The organism is Bacillus sp. SRL337 (assembly GCF_984799155.1).
Map to the genome: position 1 here is coordinate 2240634 of NZ_OZ481793.1, position 13668 is coordinate 2254301.

Consider the following 13668-nt stretch of genomic DNA (forward strand, 5'->3'; position numbering starts at 1 on the left):
TTCATACCTATCTCAAAAAATGTCCGCATAATTCAGCTGATAAGCTTGGTAAGCAGGATAGAAAAGAACTGGACTCTCTGTTGAGACAGTATACCTCTGCCAGCTCTTGGACTTTTCGTAAAAGGTTTCAATTTCTTATGATACTTTTTGTTGTTATTGTGGGGATTATACGTAAGGGTGTGAGATCTTAGCTGGAATTATGATAAAGCGGGGTTTGATAATTCCGTGTGGTTTCGTAATTGTGGCGTGGGCAAACAAAATGAAGGTGAGATATTTAAGATTGGGGCTTGTTTTCTCTCTCTAAAGATGAGCCGGCGCCGCTGTTTTGGCATGTAGCCCCTTTGTTTAATGGCTCCCTCCAAACTTTTAATGAGATTAGTTAATATCTGTTGTCCTTTTGGTGGATGAATCCTTAGTTATAATGGGTACCATTCCATCAGGTAACTTGGAAATACGTGAAACGCGATGGATTCATCCCCTACATCAGAATCTCTAAAAAAGTGAAAACGGAAGCACTGCCGTTTCATTTAAAAAGATGAGCGCCCCTACTTAGAGCGCTCACCATCAAATCTTATATATTTTCTTGCTTTAATCCTTCGATAATATTCTCTTTTCTGATCTTTGAGATCGAATACAGCATGGCCGAGCTGACAATGACAAATATCGCAACGACCACGAAGAAAATATCCATCCATGGCAGCATAAATTTATATTCAAAGGTTTCCCTGGTAGATGTATGAATTAAATACATAATGATGAAACTGATCGGCAGTCCGAACAATAAAGAATTTACTCCATAAAAGATACTTTCATAGTTGATCATTTTATTAAAACCTTTTGGTGTCATCCCTACTGATTTCAGCATGGCAAATTCCTTTTTACGCAGTGAAATGCTTGTTGAAATCGTATTGAAGATATTCGCAATCGAGATCAAAGATATCAAGGCGATGAACCCGTACGTAAAGATTGATAAGAACAAGACCAACTGCTCTTCTCGCTGTCTATTTTGAAAGACATTATAGATGTACATCGATGAAGGTGCCGCTTCTTCAAGCGCTTCCTGTGTCTTTATAGGATCTGTGCTATTCAAAAAAAGATAGGAATTCACATCGTTGACAGCCGTTGAATTTGGAATAAGGTGGTTAAAGGTTTCCATCGAAACTATTACATCAAAGCCCCCGAGCATAGCCGTCTGAATCCCGGTTGGCACCTGGTCGGTTAGAGCACCGATTGTTATATCCTCTAAATTCCTCGTCTCATTCGTTTCATAGTTAGTGTAAATCAGTTGAAGTTTTTCTCCAGGTTCTGAATGAATGGATTTTGACTCAATGAATTTGGATGACTCATAATCTTGATAAGTTATATCCTCTATAAGGATGGCTGTCGGTTTTTTTTCGTTATTATAGTTCCCTGCTTCGGTTCCGGCCTTTTCAGCATAGTCTTGAAAACTAGCTTCATCCATCCCGTACAAGTTCACATAATATTGATACTTGCCATCTTCAAGTTCAATGTTTTCTCTCTCGATCAACTCTTTGAGATCGTCAGGGAATTGATCCTCTTCCACAAGCGAAGTAAGCTGCACCCGTTTCTGTATACTATGGTTCGTTACAGTATCGATGCCTGTTAACGCTTCTAGCTCAGTGATGTCTCCATTTTTGCCGGAAACCATAATATCATAATTCAGTGTGTCTTGATACATTTCAATCGACCTTCCGAGACTATCTGTAAAAAACGAGACCGATAAGAAAAGAATGATGCTGATGACGAGTGAAAACAGAGTGGCATAGTATCTTTTTCGGTTTCTTTTGACATTCTTCAAGCCGATTTCTGCTTCCAGGCCGAAAATTTTTCTGACCAGCTTCGAAGTCTTTACCTTTTTACGGGATAGCTTAATATCTTGTGTTTGCCTGATTGCATCAATCGCTGATACTTTGGAAGCTTTCCGCGATGGGATAAACGTAGAAACAAAAATCGTCCCGATGGATATGGCACAGGCAACCAGGATTGAGGCAGGTGTGACGACGACACCTAGTTTTTCGGTAGTCCCTAACGCATCGGAGACAAAGGAATTAATGAATAGAAAGGTTGCGCCAATCCCAACAATACCGGCTATTATGCCAATCGGAATACTGATCAACCCGATGACAGCTCCTTCAAAAAAGACAGAATTACGCTTCTGTTTCTTTGTTGCCCCGACACTCGACAGCATCCCTAAATGCCTTGCCCGCTCAGAAACACTGATAGCAAATGCGTTATAAATTAAGGAAATCGAACCAATGATGATGACAGCCATAATGATGCCAGCCAAAGAAAACAGTGTAAGCCGCAGATTATCGTTATTGGTAATTCCATAGAACCTGAGTAAATCATTGTTAAAACTGATCTCAGCAATGTTATTATCCTTTGCCAGCTTTTCTGCTTCCTTAAAAATGGTTCCTTTTATATCCTTAACTGCCACGATGGCATCGACTGTCTCAGTCTCAGCTAAAGACTCTTGATCGATATAACTAATCATCGTGTAGCCAGGTGACCACATTGGTTCCCATGTCGGGCGTTCAATGACACCGACCACATTGTAGGTTCCGGTGGATTCAACCTGCAGCTCCTCCGTTACACCATTCTCGTCTCTTTGAAGACTGTCAGTCTGTCCTAACGGCTCCGGGACATCCTCCGTGTAACGGTTTCCGATTTCCAGTGAAATTTCATCGCCAACCTTATACGTATTGGTTGAATCCTCTATCAGATGGTTTGAGATAACCACTTCATTTACCGCTTCAGGTAGCCGGCCATCAGTTAGTTCCACCGGAAATTGCTTGAATCCTTGTTCACTGTATTCCTTTATGAACAAATACGGCTTTTCCTCATTATCCGTCTCTGGAAGCCGGGCATAGCCAAGATTCTTGGACAGCACCAATTTTGCGGTGTTTTCATCCTTTGAAATGGCTTCGATTTGACTGGGGCTGACATCCTTGTATTGAACATGCCATTCTCCATCCGTTGCAATGCTTTGTCTCTTCATCAAATCAAGAAATGAGACACCGAGAGTAGCAACGGCGGTCACCATCGCCACTGAAATGATGACACCAATAATCGTGACGAGTGTTCTCCTTTTGTTTTCCTTCATATGACGCAGAGTCAGTTTGTTGATGATGTTCATGGACGAATCACCTCGTCCTTGCTGATTCGTCCGTCATCGATTTCAATCACCCGGTCAGCCTGCAGAGCAATTCGCTCATCATGTGTAATGATTATCAGTGTCTGGCTATAGGTTTTGTTGAACATTTTCAACAGTTCAATGATTTCTCCACTGTTCTTGCTGTCAAGGTTACCTGTAGGCTCATCCGCCAGAATGATCGCAGGATTACTGATCAAGGCCCTTCCAATTGACACACGCTGCTGCTGGCCGCCGGATAGCTGATTCGGGAGGTGGTTCAACCGCTTGTCGAGACCCAATACTGAAACGATGTCTTTAAGCTGCTTGTCACCCACTTTATGCTGGTCCAGCAGCATAGGCAGTGTAATATTCTCTTCCACGGTCAGGATTGGGATCAAGTTATAAAATTGATAAATCAATCCAATCTGCCTTCTTCTGAAAATCGCCAGCTGGGTTTCGTTCAATTGATAAATATCCGTGTTGTCGATAAGGACCTTCCCACTGGTCGGACGATCGACACCACCGAGCATATGAAGCAGTGTGGATTTCCCAGATCCCGAGGGTCCGATGATGGCAACAAACTCCCCTTTCTTCACGGAAAACGAAACATCATCCAGTGCTTTGACCGCCGTTTCCCCTTTGCCATAAACCTTAGACAGATTTTCTATTTGTAAAATACTCATTGTATAACCTCCATATTTTCGATGTTGACCTCAGTATATCTGTCTAATATGACTTTCAAGTGACTGCTAAAGTGACAGTTTGGTCACTTTCGGGATTCGCCTGCTTTTGGCAGGCTTTCAGACGGTTATCCTTCTGTTTTTGGCGGCCAGCGTATCAGTGAATCTGTGACAAGGCCGTTTTCGAATTTTACTAGCTGATGTCCTTGAAATCCAACTTCCAGACAGTTTTCCATCTGTTTTCATCATACATGTCCTTGACCCGCTCTATTACCTGGTTGATGACGATAAAATCCCAGCTCAAGACTGGTATCGGTTCATCGCATTGGGATCATCAACCGCTAACAGTATCTCTGGTCTGCTTATAAAACTTAATCAAAAACTCGGTTCCATTGCCTTTATCGCTTCTGACCTCGATATCCCCCTGCTGGCTTGTGATGATGGTATAAGCCATTGCGAGTCCGATGCCGACACTGTCTTCCCCTGCATTTTTCCCTTTATAAAAACGTCTGAATATATAGGGAAGGTCTTCTTTAGAGATTCCATTCCCGTTATCCTTGATGCGGATTTCTGTATAAAGCGGATTTTCCGCATAGCCGATTCTGATAATACCGCCATTGAGGGTATGCTCGACACAGTTTTTTAATATATTAATGAGAGCTTCAGCCGTCCAGTGGAAATCACCTTTAAAGGAGACAGCAGGATCGCCTTCCGCCTCAACTGCCTGTCCCTTGACTTCCATTGGGATCAGAAGAGGATTCAGGGACCTTTCCAAGAGATCTTTAACAAACACTTCATCTTTTTTGAACGCAATGGTGCCTGCGTCAATTTTGGATAACTTTAATAGAGAGGAAACCAGCCATTCAATCCTTTCCAATTGCACACGTATATTTTGCGTGAACTCTTCCCGTTTTGATTCGTTCAATGTATTGTCACTCAGCAAATCGGACATGACCATCATCGAAGTCAAAGGCGTTTTAAGCTGGTGGGAAATATCTGAAATGGCATTGGTCAAGGCATGCTTGTCCTTCTCCAGGCTGCTGCGGTTTTCCAAAAGCATCAAAGTCACTTTATATATGTCACTTTTTAAAATACTCAGCTCGCCTTCATGATTATCACGGATATCAAATTCGTAGTCTCCACTCGATATTTTGCGTAAGTAACTTGATAGGTTTTCAATTTCCCTGTACCTCCACCTGGTAAAAATCAAACTGGCACCCGCCAGCAGCAGGCAGGTGATCAGCACGAACAAAGCAATTGGTCTGGGGAACAGGGCTAAAGCCAATGCTGCTGCTGCCAAACTTAGAAAAGCCAGGATCAGAACAAACCATCGAATTTCGCGGTTTCGCCACATATCAATTCCCTACCTTGTAGCCAAGGCCCCGGACGGTTTTGATGATGACGGGGCTTTGCGGATGGTCCTCCAGTTTTTCGCGGAGTCTCTTAATATACACCGTCAATGTATTGTCGTTGACGAAATCACCGGCCACATCCCAAATGCGTTCAAGAAGCTGGGCTCTAGTCAAAATCTGGCCAAGATGATTGGCAAAAATAAGGAGCAGCCTGTACTCCAAGGCTGTCAATAGAACTTCTTCGCCGTTTTTATAAACCTTGCCTTCCGATGTATTCACCCTGATGGATTCAATATCTATGTAGGGTTTTGCCTGCGGTGATTGTATATGATAACGCCTTAACACAGATTTAATCCTTGATAACAACTCACGTATCCGGAACGGCTTGGTAATATAATCATCTGCCCCCATATCAAGACCCATGACCACATTCACTTCATCATCAAACGCGGTTAAAAAAATAACCGGTTTATCACCTTGCTTCTTGACCATCTCGCACAATTCGTATCCGCTGCCATCAGGGAGAGACAAATCAAACAAACAAAGATCGATTTCATTTAGCTGCCCTCTAATGGCTTCTTTTGCTGATTCGGCATCAGGACAAAGAATTGTTTCGTACTCTTCCTGCTGCAATGAGTACTCCAGACCTGCAGCGATCGTTCGGTCATCCTCTACCAATAAAACTTTCATCTTTGAACACCCTAACCTGGTTTCGTTTTCTTTTATCTTATTTTATAGAAGCAGTTCTCGTCAAAATATGAGTTAGAACTTTTCAGCTATCACAAACCTCACACTCTCTCTGTTTGAATGCTATTGGACAAATCTATCAACAATAAGGATCCGTTATGTGGATCTGGATGTCCTTCAGAAGCCTTTTAATAGCCATTTTGGATGGGGATTTCATCTCGGTTTGCCCTTCGGCCCAGCTGTATCGACGGCATAAGGAAGGTCTCATGTCTGGAATGTTTTTATCTCAACGGTTGTGAAGAGGTTTAAAGCTCGGGATGATTTCACTCCCACCTGCAATCAGACACAAACTGAATTCTACTATCCGCTTCAGTTTGTGCTTCGTGAAGAACGTCTGCGCAATGAATACGCCAGGTGCCAGGAAAAGCGAGATCCCGTTTTTTTTATGCTCCTTTTCCTGCCTTTTGTTCAATTCAGTCATTTTTTATAGGGACAAACATATTTTTTAAATAGATGACAAATGGAGGTCATAACAATGAAACAATTCCTTATTTGTATGGCAATTATTCTTTCGGTGGGAGCAGTCCTCCTTCTTAATGGCTTAGTGGATAATGTTCAAGAAGTGAATTCTTCCATAGCAGAGCCGTCCGGGGATGTAGAGGCTGAAACAGAAGCAGAACCAGTCTTGATGCCTGCTGATTTAGAAGAGTTGGTTGAAGGCGGGGGATCTTCTGAATTGAATGAGGCGGATGTATTACCAGCAGAGTTGGAATATGTATTCGATGCAAAGTTCAAGGAAGATGGCAATATCGTGGAGATCTATCGGGAATTCGAGATTTATAGGGATGCAGAGGGAAATGTGGTGAAGGAGGTTCCTACCTCTAACTTTGAGTATATAAAATATAAAGAATAACACTGGGGATCGATAACTTCCCCAGCGTTATTCTGTGGTTCTGAGTTATTGCGTGTTGGCTTTCGTCCTCAGTCTAAAAGCTTTTTCCCCAAGCAGCCCAGGGTTCTGGCTCGCAATTTCCTGTCTATGCATTCTGTAAAGTGCCTCACATCATAACAAGACAAGCCGATGGTATATTTTTCAACATCGGACTGGGCTCCCCAACACTACATAACTTCAATTGATGCATTGCCCGGGTACAGGCCGTGTAAAACAATCTTCGGAGCGATTCATCGCCATATATCTCAGCTGAAGCATTATAAATGATTACGGCATCAAATTCGATCCCTTTCGCTAAGTAGGCAGGTATCACAACCACCCCCTGCTCGTATTCAAGTGAACTGCTCTTCATAAGCTTGAGATCAGGGACCTCTTTCTTTAAGGCCGAAAAAGCTGCGGAGCTTTCTTCTGCAGATTTACAAATGACCGCGATGCTATTATAGTTTTTTCCCCGCATGTCACCGATCTCTGAAATAATCGTGGAATGGAGTTCAGTATGGCTAGCTGTTTCTATCAGCACAGGTTTCTGCCCTTCTCTCTCAAAAGGGGTGATTGTGCCAGGAACAAGCTGGCTGGTGAAGTCAATGATTGGCTTGGTGGATCTGTAGCTGCGCGTTAGGTTGATAACCTCTGCCTGGTCCGATCCGTAAAGGTCCATCAGCATGTTGAAGTCATTTTTTTTACCAGCATGAGCGAAAATGGCCTGATTGAAGTCACCAAGGACCGTCATCCTGGCAAAAGGAAACAGCCTTTTCAGAAATTCAAACTGAAACGGTGAGTAATCCTGTGCTTCATCAATAATGATATGTTTGATCGATGTGTTTGTCTGAAAACCCAGTATGAGTTCTTGTAAGAATAAATAAGGGGTGGCATCTTCATAATGCATTTTTCCTTTATCCAGCATATTTACTGTGAACTGGCAGATATCTGTCCAGTTTTCGTTTCTTTCATGATGGGTTTCCAGTTTCCCTTTTTCAAACAACTGTCTGTATATTCCCTTAATATTAATAAACTCCAGGTTTTCAATTCGTTTGCGTAATCCTTTAAACTTCTTTCGCACAATCAAACGGCCAAGTGCATCATGGTCCACAACAAAATCTTCCTCAGACACATCGCTCTTTTTCCGTAAAAAGGTGACAGCCTTATGATACTCTTCATTGCTGAGCAGTTCGATTTCTTCCTCAACCCAAGGTTTGGCCAGTTCCCGTTTTTCTGCTTCATCCACCCTTTTATAAACCCATTCAGACAATTTCTCCAGCCGGTTCTGGAATTTAAGTTCAGTATCATGACTGTAAAACCGATCCTGGATTTGTTCAGCCGTAATAATCGGCTCTCCCCTGAATTTAATTCGCTTGAACAGCATTCCGCCGGTCCCCAACGAATCCCTATAGTCCGTAATCCGTTCGAAGAATTCAGTGGAAGCCTTGTAATGAATACTTGCCAGCCTGGTTTCATATAGAGGTAGGTTCATGGCCGTCAGCACATACTCCAATTGGTCATAAGGGCCTTCAAGATCATATTCCTTGCTCAGGCGATGATCCAAATACTCCTGGAAGGTAACTTGCTGCATATTTTCTTCCCCAAGTTCAGGCAGGACATTGGAGACATAGCTGTTAAACATGGTATTGGGCGAAAATAAAATGATTTGATCGGCGTTCAGTTTTTCTCTGTACTTATATAGTAAGTAGGCAATCCTCTGCATGGCAGCCGATGTTTTGCCGCTGCCCGCTGCTCCCTGGACGATCAGCAGCCTCCCTTTGTCGTGACGGATAATGTCATTTTGCTCCCGTTGAATGGTGGCGACAATCGAATGCATTTGATTGTCCGTGCTTTGACCGAGAACTTGCTGCAAGATTTCATCTCCAATGGTCAAACTTGTATCAAACATGGTCTGTAGTTCGCCATTGCGGATGATATACTGCCATTTTTTATTCAGCTCGCCTTTAATAGTCCCACCGGGTGTGGAATATTCTGCTGGCCCGGGACCGTAATCATAATAAATACTCGATACCGGAGCCCGCCAATCATAGACAAGGAATTCCTCTCCCCCCTTATCTGTCAGGGAAGCTATGCCAATATAAATCTGTTCTGTTGTGGTTTCCCCTTCTTCAGTAAAGGAAATTTTGCCGAAATAAGGAGAGTCTTTCATCCGTTTCAACGTCGATAACGTCTTTGCTGCATGCCTGTGGGTGCTTTGGCTGACGGATAGATCTTGTGCCTGCTGCCGCAAACTGATGATGGTCTCAAGGTAATCATCAAATGTATCGGTATTGACCTTGACCTCATCCCAGAAGTTTCGACGGATAGTAATAACTTCACTCCGCCGCTTTGCTGTTTCTTCCTCCAGTTTATCGATCTGCTCTGTAATGATTTTCTCTACATGATCCAATCGATTCTGCTCCAGCCCGATTTCTTTCGCCAAACAAACCACTCCCTAAAAAATATTATGAAAAGGTGTTGACTCATCTGTTGTTATGCTGTAAAATTATAATTGGGATAAAATAATTAAACGGATAAAAATGAGTCTTACTGTATTAAGTTATCATATTTGACTTCCGATTTCAATGTCATTTTTACATAAAAAGAGCTGTCCGCTACCGGACGGCTCTTTTTTTATCTCCTGCATATGGAAAAAGATTCATTCCTTTCCTTCCCCCTGTGATAAAATAAAAACAAAAAACGCAGGGAGAAATTTAGATGAATTTAGGGAAGCCCATTGCAAAAGGGAATTCAGCAGAAATTTTTCTCCATGAGAACAAAGTAGTGAAAATGTTCAGCAATCACTTGCCTGAAACAGAAGCCTTAAGAGAAGCAGAAAAACAGAGAGTTGCGCATTCATGCGGCCTTTCAGTTCCAGCAATTCTCGATGTAACCCACATTGCAGGAAAACAAGCCATCCTCATGGAATACGTTGAGGGAAAGACCCTCGGAGATCTGTACTTTAAGGAACCAGATAACAATGAAGAGTATCTAAAGCTTTCTATAGATATCCAGCAAAAGATTCACGCGATTGTTCCCAAATCCATTGAGCCCATGGACGAAAAATTACAACGGCAGATCAAAGAAGCTCAGCAATTAAATTCAAAACAGAAATCATTTTTGTTATCCAAATTAGATTCCATGACTATTGAAAACAGGCTTTGTCATGGTGATTTTCACTTGTACAATTTAATTAAGAAAGATAATGAAGTGGTGATAATTGATTGGGTGGACGCCAGTTCCGGAGATCCCCGTGCTGATGTATGCAGGACCTATTTTTTATACTCGCAGGTGTCACAGGACATCGCCGAAACATACTTAAAGCTCTATTGCGACAGAAGCGGATGTTCGAGATCTGAAGTTTTAGAGTGGGCACCGATCATCGCCGGTGCAAGACTATCAGAAAATGTATCTTCCGAGAATGAAGACCGACTGATCGAAATCGTTAAGACCGGCTGTTCATCCTAATGAGACAGGTGATTGAATTGGATCGACATAAGTTAAAGATCGTTACGAAGGCAGCTCATATTTTAGCACTGGCCATTATGTTTTCCTTGATTTTGACGATCCTCACTCCGGCAAGAGTCTTTGTGATGCTCCTCTCCCTCTCTTTCATCGGCATTCCCCTCAGCATCATTTCTATGTTCAGTAAGGAACGTCTCTCAAAAAGGCTGTTTGCATTGGCAGGAAACCTGCTTCCTGCAGGTGTGTTTTTTATGCTGTGTTGGTTGAATGCATTGATGAGTTTTTCAAATCTGCACCATAAAAAAAGAACAGCCCCCTCAGCTGTTCTTTTGAACGCCCTTCAATGCCTCTTTTGAACTGCCATTTTCTTTTTTAATGACGGATAAGGATCCATCTCCTTCCAAAACGATGGCTTCGATATTATCAAAGGAACCCATTCCCTCATTCCGTACCTTCGCCCGCACGTCATCCTTGCGAATTCTCTGCTTCTGCATTTCTTTTTCGAAAAACCGGCCATCATGGTAAAGGAAAGATGGGGAAGCCTTAATGATTTGGTCTATCGTTTTCGATTTGGCAGTTGATTTTGCGATAATGAACTGCAGGAATGTGAGCATCAGGAGAACAACAGCTCCTTTTGCCAAAGAGACTGTACTGCTGGTAAGGACACTGGATAAGGTGGCTCCATATGTAATGGTGATGATAAAATCGAACAGGTTCACTTGTGTAATGGAACGCTTGCCGAACAACCTCAAAATCAATAGGAGAAAAGGGTAAGCCAATAGGCACATCAAGAAGGCACGGTAGACACTTTTCCAGCCGTCAAAGATCATGGAATCAAACATAGATGCACTTCCTTTGTAATGGAGTCTCAAATTCATTTCTCTGATACCCTTGTTACTCTGGAAGTAAACGAAAAGGAATGAATGTAAGGTTAATTCCGGACTTTTTGATCAGGCATGTACTTTGTAAAATAAGAACCTAGAATAAACAACATGACAGTTATACACCAGTTCAAGAATCCATAGAATCAAACCAATAGGCCAATAGATTGATAACTCCGGCAAGAAAGAAACATAATGGCGTTAACGCACTCCTGACGCCGGTAATATTGTTTTTCCTGCGCTTTCGAATCGCCAAAGCAACGGAGACAATCAGCGCAGGTATCAGTAAGGTGAATAATATATCCTCTATCATTTCTCACACTCCGACAATTGTTATTTAATCTTTCTTTGTTTCAAGATGCCTGCGATGATCGGAAGCCCGAATCCTAAGATAGTCAGCGGCAGGAACCATTTGCCTATACCATTCCCCCAGCCTAACGCAATGGAAACCGATTCAAACAAGATCAATGCGAAAAGTATCAAGCTGAGATTTTTGATGATATTGATCATTTTCCGGCTGTTAAGATAGAACTCTTTTACATTGGATTCATTCATTCTTTCCGGATAGTTATTGGTTTCGGGGTACTTTTCAAACACCTGCATCAGGATAATTGTAAACGCAGCTATACCCGGTATAGTGAGAAGCTCCCATTTTGAGCCCCAGCGATCCACCTCTCCCCTTGCATTATAATGAGCAGGTACTTCACCAGGGGTGGATCCCCATTTCCAGATGAAGAGGATGGCCGCCCCGATAAAAACGAGTACCCGATGATATCCCCTACCCACTCACTCTTTGTTTTCGACATTTTAATCCTGGGTCCCTTCCAGTCATCAGCCATAATTCTTTCCCCCTTTCTTTAAAGTTCCTTGATTTAAATCCAAAGGAAAATGAATATCAGCATGACAACCGTCCAGATACCGGCAGAAAAAAGGGCTCTGGTCTTAGGTTTTTTAATGAATTTTAAAACGGCAAACTCTATCATTACACCAACGCATAAGATTCCAACGAATAAAGCCCAATCACTCATATACCCACTCCTTCATGTTTGCTCTTCTTCAATCAAAAGAGCGATTGAATCAATAGCCATACTGAAAAAAACGATCGCAAAAGCAAATGGAGACAGGTACTCCCGGGGAAAATCAGGGCAGTGGAACCGGAAAGCAGCATAAGAATGCAGCACACATTAACGGTCCTTTTTATGAATCGATCCTCAATTACATAATCATTTCAAATGGTTTGTGATAACCAAATGGCAAAATGGAGGCTGTAACGACACCAATACCAATGGATGAAGCAATCAAGATCCTGTATTTCCTCTTGGATAGTTCATTTCGTTTTAAGGCGATGTTCAGCACCTTAATAATCGAATGAACGGTCATAACGATGATGATGGCTGAAAAGAAACTGATCAAATACAGTGGTTCTGGTTTCATAATGATCCTCCTTAAAATCTACTTCATAATGCATTGAAAATCATATTTCCCTGCTGCTAAATCCTGTACATTCATCTTTACCATGCCTCCGCTTTCATAACATCTGGATGTGAGCGTATCCAATTCTCTGCTGACTAGGTGATAGTTCGCGAGGTTTATAATCAATGTAACTAGTAAAGCAAAATTAATTAACAATGACGCTGTGAACATAGTTCTTTCCTTTACTCATTCTGTTCATTCTGTCTTTTAACATATGTATAAAAACTCCAATACTTCTTTGTGAGTATGTACCTTCTTAATCTACTACTTCAATCTTCAGGCCGTTTGTCTGGGGAGGGTCGGATTCTTTTATGTAGTCGTACCATATGTCGACTATTTGCCCTTCTTCTGCATCAGCAGTCATTTGGCCATTCGGGAATCCTACTATTACCATGTCTCCCCATCTCTTTAAATCACTTACCGGTTCTATCCATAATTCATTGCTTTCTTTTTTCAGGACCTTTCCCTGGAGGATTTTCGAGTCGGTCATTCCCATATTCATTTCTTCTTCAGAGTTTGAACAGCCTGTTAAAGAAAGTGCCAGGCTTATCAATAGCAATAGTTCAAAAAGGAGTCTGCGCATGGAATCACCTCTAAATTTGCTGCAGAAGTCAGTGTGACGCAGGATGAAGAGTCAAGTAGAAAACCATATAGATTCTGGCCAATCCCAGCAAAAGGATGATGGAATAAAAGGCATTTTTTCTGTTCCCAGTGCGAAAATACAGATGAACCAGCAAGAAATAAATCAGACCACTGCCCAAACAGAAAAGAAAATAATTTATGGATTCTTTTCCTGACATAATCAGGTCCTCAATCCTGTAGAGTTGAAATTGACTGTCCATTGAAACCGGCATGGTAATACTTTGTAAAAGCAATCCACCAAATATAAAGATTCCTGAAATATTTAAAACAGCTTTCGCAGGATCCTGGATTTTATCTTCCGGCTTGTAATCCTGCGGTGCCTTGTACTGCAATTCCATACTTCACCCCCCACTGAATCTGTTATACCTGTAAATACAGATTTATAGTTAAAAAGTTTCAAAGT

15 protein-coding genes are annotated in these 13668 nt (G+C 42.0%); 3 read left to right on the top strand and 12 right to left on the bottom strand.

Annotated elements, in window-relative coordinates; genetic code table 11:
• Positions 1–571 precede the first annotated feature (571 nt).
• The 4 genes from AC4E8A_RS11215 to AC4E8A_RS11230 all read right to left on the bottom strand — a co-directional run bounded on the left by AC4E8A_RS11215 (position 572) and on the right by AC4E8A_RS11230 (position 5876).
• On the bottom strand, positions 572–3157 hold the full coding sequence (locus AC4E8A_RS11215) for an ABC transporter permease (RefSeq protein ID WP_490198589.1): 2586 nt from the start codon (positions 3155–3157) through the stop codon (positions 572–574).
• Positions 3154–3837, bottom strand: a complete 684-nt coding sequence (locus AC4E8A_RS11220; RefSeq protein ID WP_490198590.1) for an ABC transporter ATP-binding protein — start codon at positions 3835–3837, stop codon at positions 3154–3156. The genes AC4E8A_RS11215 and AC4E8A_RS11220 overlap by 4 nt, the downstream gene beginning before the upstream one ends.
• 331 nt (positions 3838–4168) lie before the next feature.
• Positions 4169–5188 (bottom strand): sensor histidine kinase, encoded by a 1020-nt coding sequence (locus AC4E8A_RS11225; RefSeq protein ID WP_490198591.1) that lies wholly within the window; start codon positions 5186–5188, stop codon positions 4169–4171.
• A 1-nt stretch (position 5189) separates the two neighbouring features.
• Positions 5190–5876, bottom strand: a complete 687-nt coding sequence (locus AC4E8A_RS11230) for a response regulator transcription factor (RefSeq protein WP_490198593.1) — start codon at positions 5874–5876, stop codon at positions 5190–5192.
• A gap of 532 nt (positions 5877–6408) precedes the next feature.
• On the opposite strand from AC4E8A_RS11230, the gene AC4E8A_RS11235 reads away from it, so the two are divergent.
• Positions 6409–6786 carry a hypothetical protein gene (locus AC4E8A_RS11235; protein ID WP_490198594.1) on the top strand — a complete coding sequence of 126 codons (378 nt, stop codon included), beginning with the start codon at positions 6409–6411 and terminating at the stop codon, positions 6784–6786.
• 145 nt (positions 6787–6931) lie between these two features.
• On the opposite strand, the gene helD is transcribed toward AC4E8A_RS11235, so the two are convergent.
• Positions 6932–9247: an RNA polymerase recycling motor HelD gene (gene helD, locus AC4E8A_RS11240; protein ID WP_490198596.1), complete on the bottom strand. Its 2316-nt coding sequence runs from the start codon at positions 9245–9247 to the stop codon at positions 6932–6934.
• A 275-nt stretch (positions 9248–9522) separates the two neighbouring features.
• On the opposite strand from helD, the gene AC4E8A_RS11245 reads away from it, so the two are divergent.
• Both AC4E8A_RS11245 and AC4E8A_RS11250 read left to right on the top strand, forming a co-directional pair.
• Positions 9523–10272: a phosphotransferase family protein gene (locus AC4E8A_RS11245; RefSeq protein ID WP_490198597.1), complete on the top strand. Its 750-nt coding sequence runs from the start codon at positions 9523–9525 to the stop codon at positions 10270–10272.
• A gap of 17 nt (positions 10273–10289) precedes the next feature.
• On the top strand, positions 10290–10625 hold the full coding sequence (locus AC4E8A_RS11250; RefSeq protein WP_490198599.1) for a hypothetical protein: 336 nt from the start codon (positions 10290–10292) through the stop codon (positions 10623–10625).
• On the opposite strand, the gene AC4E8A_RS11255 is transcribed toward AC4E8A_RS11250, so the two are convergent.
• From AC4E8A_RS11255 to AC4E8A_RS11285, 7 genes are all read right to left on the bottom strand, one after another.
• A complete protein-coding gene (locus AC4E8A_RS11255) occupies positions 10587–11147 on the bottom strand; it encodes a DUF421 domain-containing protein (protein WP_490198600.1) in 561 nt (186 codons plus the stop codon). The two genes, AC4E8A_RS11250 and AC4E8A_RS11255, sit on opposite strands and share 39 nt — an antisense overlap.
• A gap of 133 nt (positions 11148–11280) precedes the next feature.
• The gene (locus tag AC4E8A_RS11260) at positions 11281–11463 is read right to left on the bottom strand and encodes a hypothetical protein (protein ID WP_490198602.1); all 183 of its coding nucleotides are present in this window, start codon (positions 11461–11463) and stop codon (positions 11281–11283) included.
• A 20-nt stretch (positions 11464–11483) separates the two neighbouring features.
• Positions 11484–11936 carry a DUF1648 domain-containing protein gene (locus AC4E8A_RS11265; protein WP_490198603.1) on the bottom strand — a complete coding sequence of 151 codons (453 nt, stop codon included), beginning with the start codon at positions 11934–11936 and terminating at the stop codon, positions 11484–11486.
• Positions 11937–12022: 86 nt separating this feature from the next.
• A complete protein-coding gene (locus tag AC4E8A_RS11270; protein ID WP_490198605.1) occupies positions 12023–12178 on the bottom strand; it encodes a hypothetical protein in 156 nt (51 codons plus the stop codon).
• Positions 12179–12365: 187 nt separating this feature from the next.
• Positions 12366–12584, bottom strand: coding sequence for a hypothetical protein (locus AC4E8A_RS11275; RefSeq protein ID WP_490198607.1), 219 nt, complete (start codon positions 12582–12584; stop codon positions 12366–12368).
• 295 nt (positions 12585–12879) lie between these two features.
• Positions 12880–13206: a DUF3221 domain-containing protein gene (locus tag AC4E8A_RS11280; RefSeq protein WP_490198609.1), complete on the bottom strand. Its 327-nt coding sequence runs from the start codon at positions 13204–13206 to the stop codon at positions 12880–12882.
• Between the two features lie 28 nt (positions 13207–13234).
• Positions 13235–13603 carry a hypothetical protein gene (locus tag AC4E8A_RS11285; RefSeq protein ID WP_490198610.1) on the bottom strand — a complete coding sequence of 123 codons (369 nt, stop codon included), beginning with the start codon at positions 13601–13603 and terminating at the stop codon, positions 13235–13237.
• Positions 13604–13668 lie beyond the last annotated feature (65 nt).

Coding starts and splice junctions, on each gene's coding strand:
- AC4E8A_RS11230 (WP_490198593.1), bottom strand. CDS start 5,876: ATGAAAGTTTTATTGGTAGAGGATGACCGAACGATCGCTGCAGGTCTG.
- AC4E8A_RS11215 (WP_490198589.1), bottom strand. CDS start 3,157: ATGAACATCATCAACAAACTGACTCTGCGTCATATGAAGGAAAACAAA.
- AC4E8A_RS11260 (WP_490198602.1), bottom strand. CDS start 11,463: ATGATAGAGGATATATTATTCACCTTACTGATACCTGCGCTGATTGTC.
- AC4E8A_RS11245 (WP_490198597.1), top strand. CDS start 9,523: ATGAATTTAGGGAAGCCCATTGCAAAAGGGAATTCAGCAGAAATTTTT.
- AC4E8A_RS11280 (WP_490198609.1), bottom strand. CDS start 13,206: ATGCGCAGACTCCTTTTTGAACTATTGCTATTGATAAGCCTGGCACTT.
- AC4E8A_RS11255 (WP_490198600.1), bottom strand. CDS start 11,147: ATGAATTTGAGACTCCATTACAAAGGAAGTGCATCTATGTTTGATTCC.
- AC4E8A_RS11225 (WP_490198591.1), bottom strand. CDS start 5,188: ATGTGGCGAAACCGCGAAATTCGATGGTTTGTTCTGATCCTGGCTTTT.
- AC4E8A_RS11270 (WP_490198605.1), bottom strand. CDS start 12,178: ATGAGTGATTGGGCTTTATTCGTTGGAATCTTATGCGTTGGTGTAATG.
- AC4E8A_RS11275 (WP_490198607.1), bottom strand. CDS start 12,584: ATGAAACCAGAACCACTGTATTTGATCAGTTTCTTTTCAGCCATCATC.
- AC4E8A_RS11285 (WP_490198610.1), bottom strand. CDS start 13,603: ATGGAATTGCAGTACAAGGCACCGCAGGATTACAAGCCGGAAGATAAA.
- AC4E8A_RS11220 (WP_490198590.1), bottom strand. CDS start 3,837: ATGAGTATTTTACAAATAGAAAATCTGTCTAAGGTTTATGGCAAAGGG.
- AC4E8A_RS11235 (WP_490198594.1), top strand. CDS start 6,409: ATGAAACAATTCCTTATTTGTATGGCAATTATTCTTTCGGTGGGAGCA.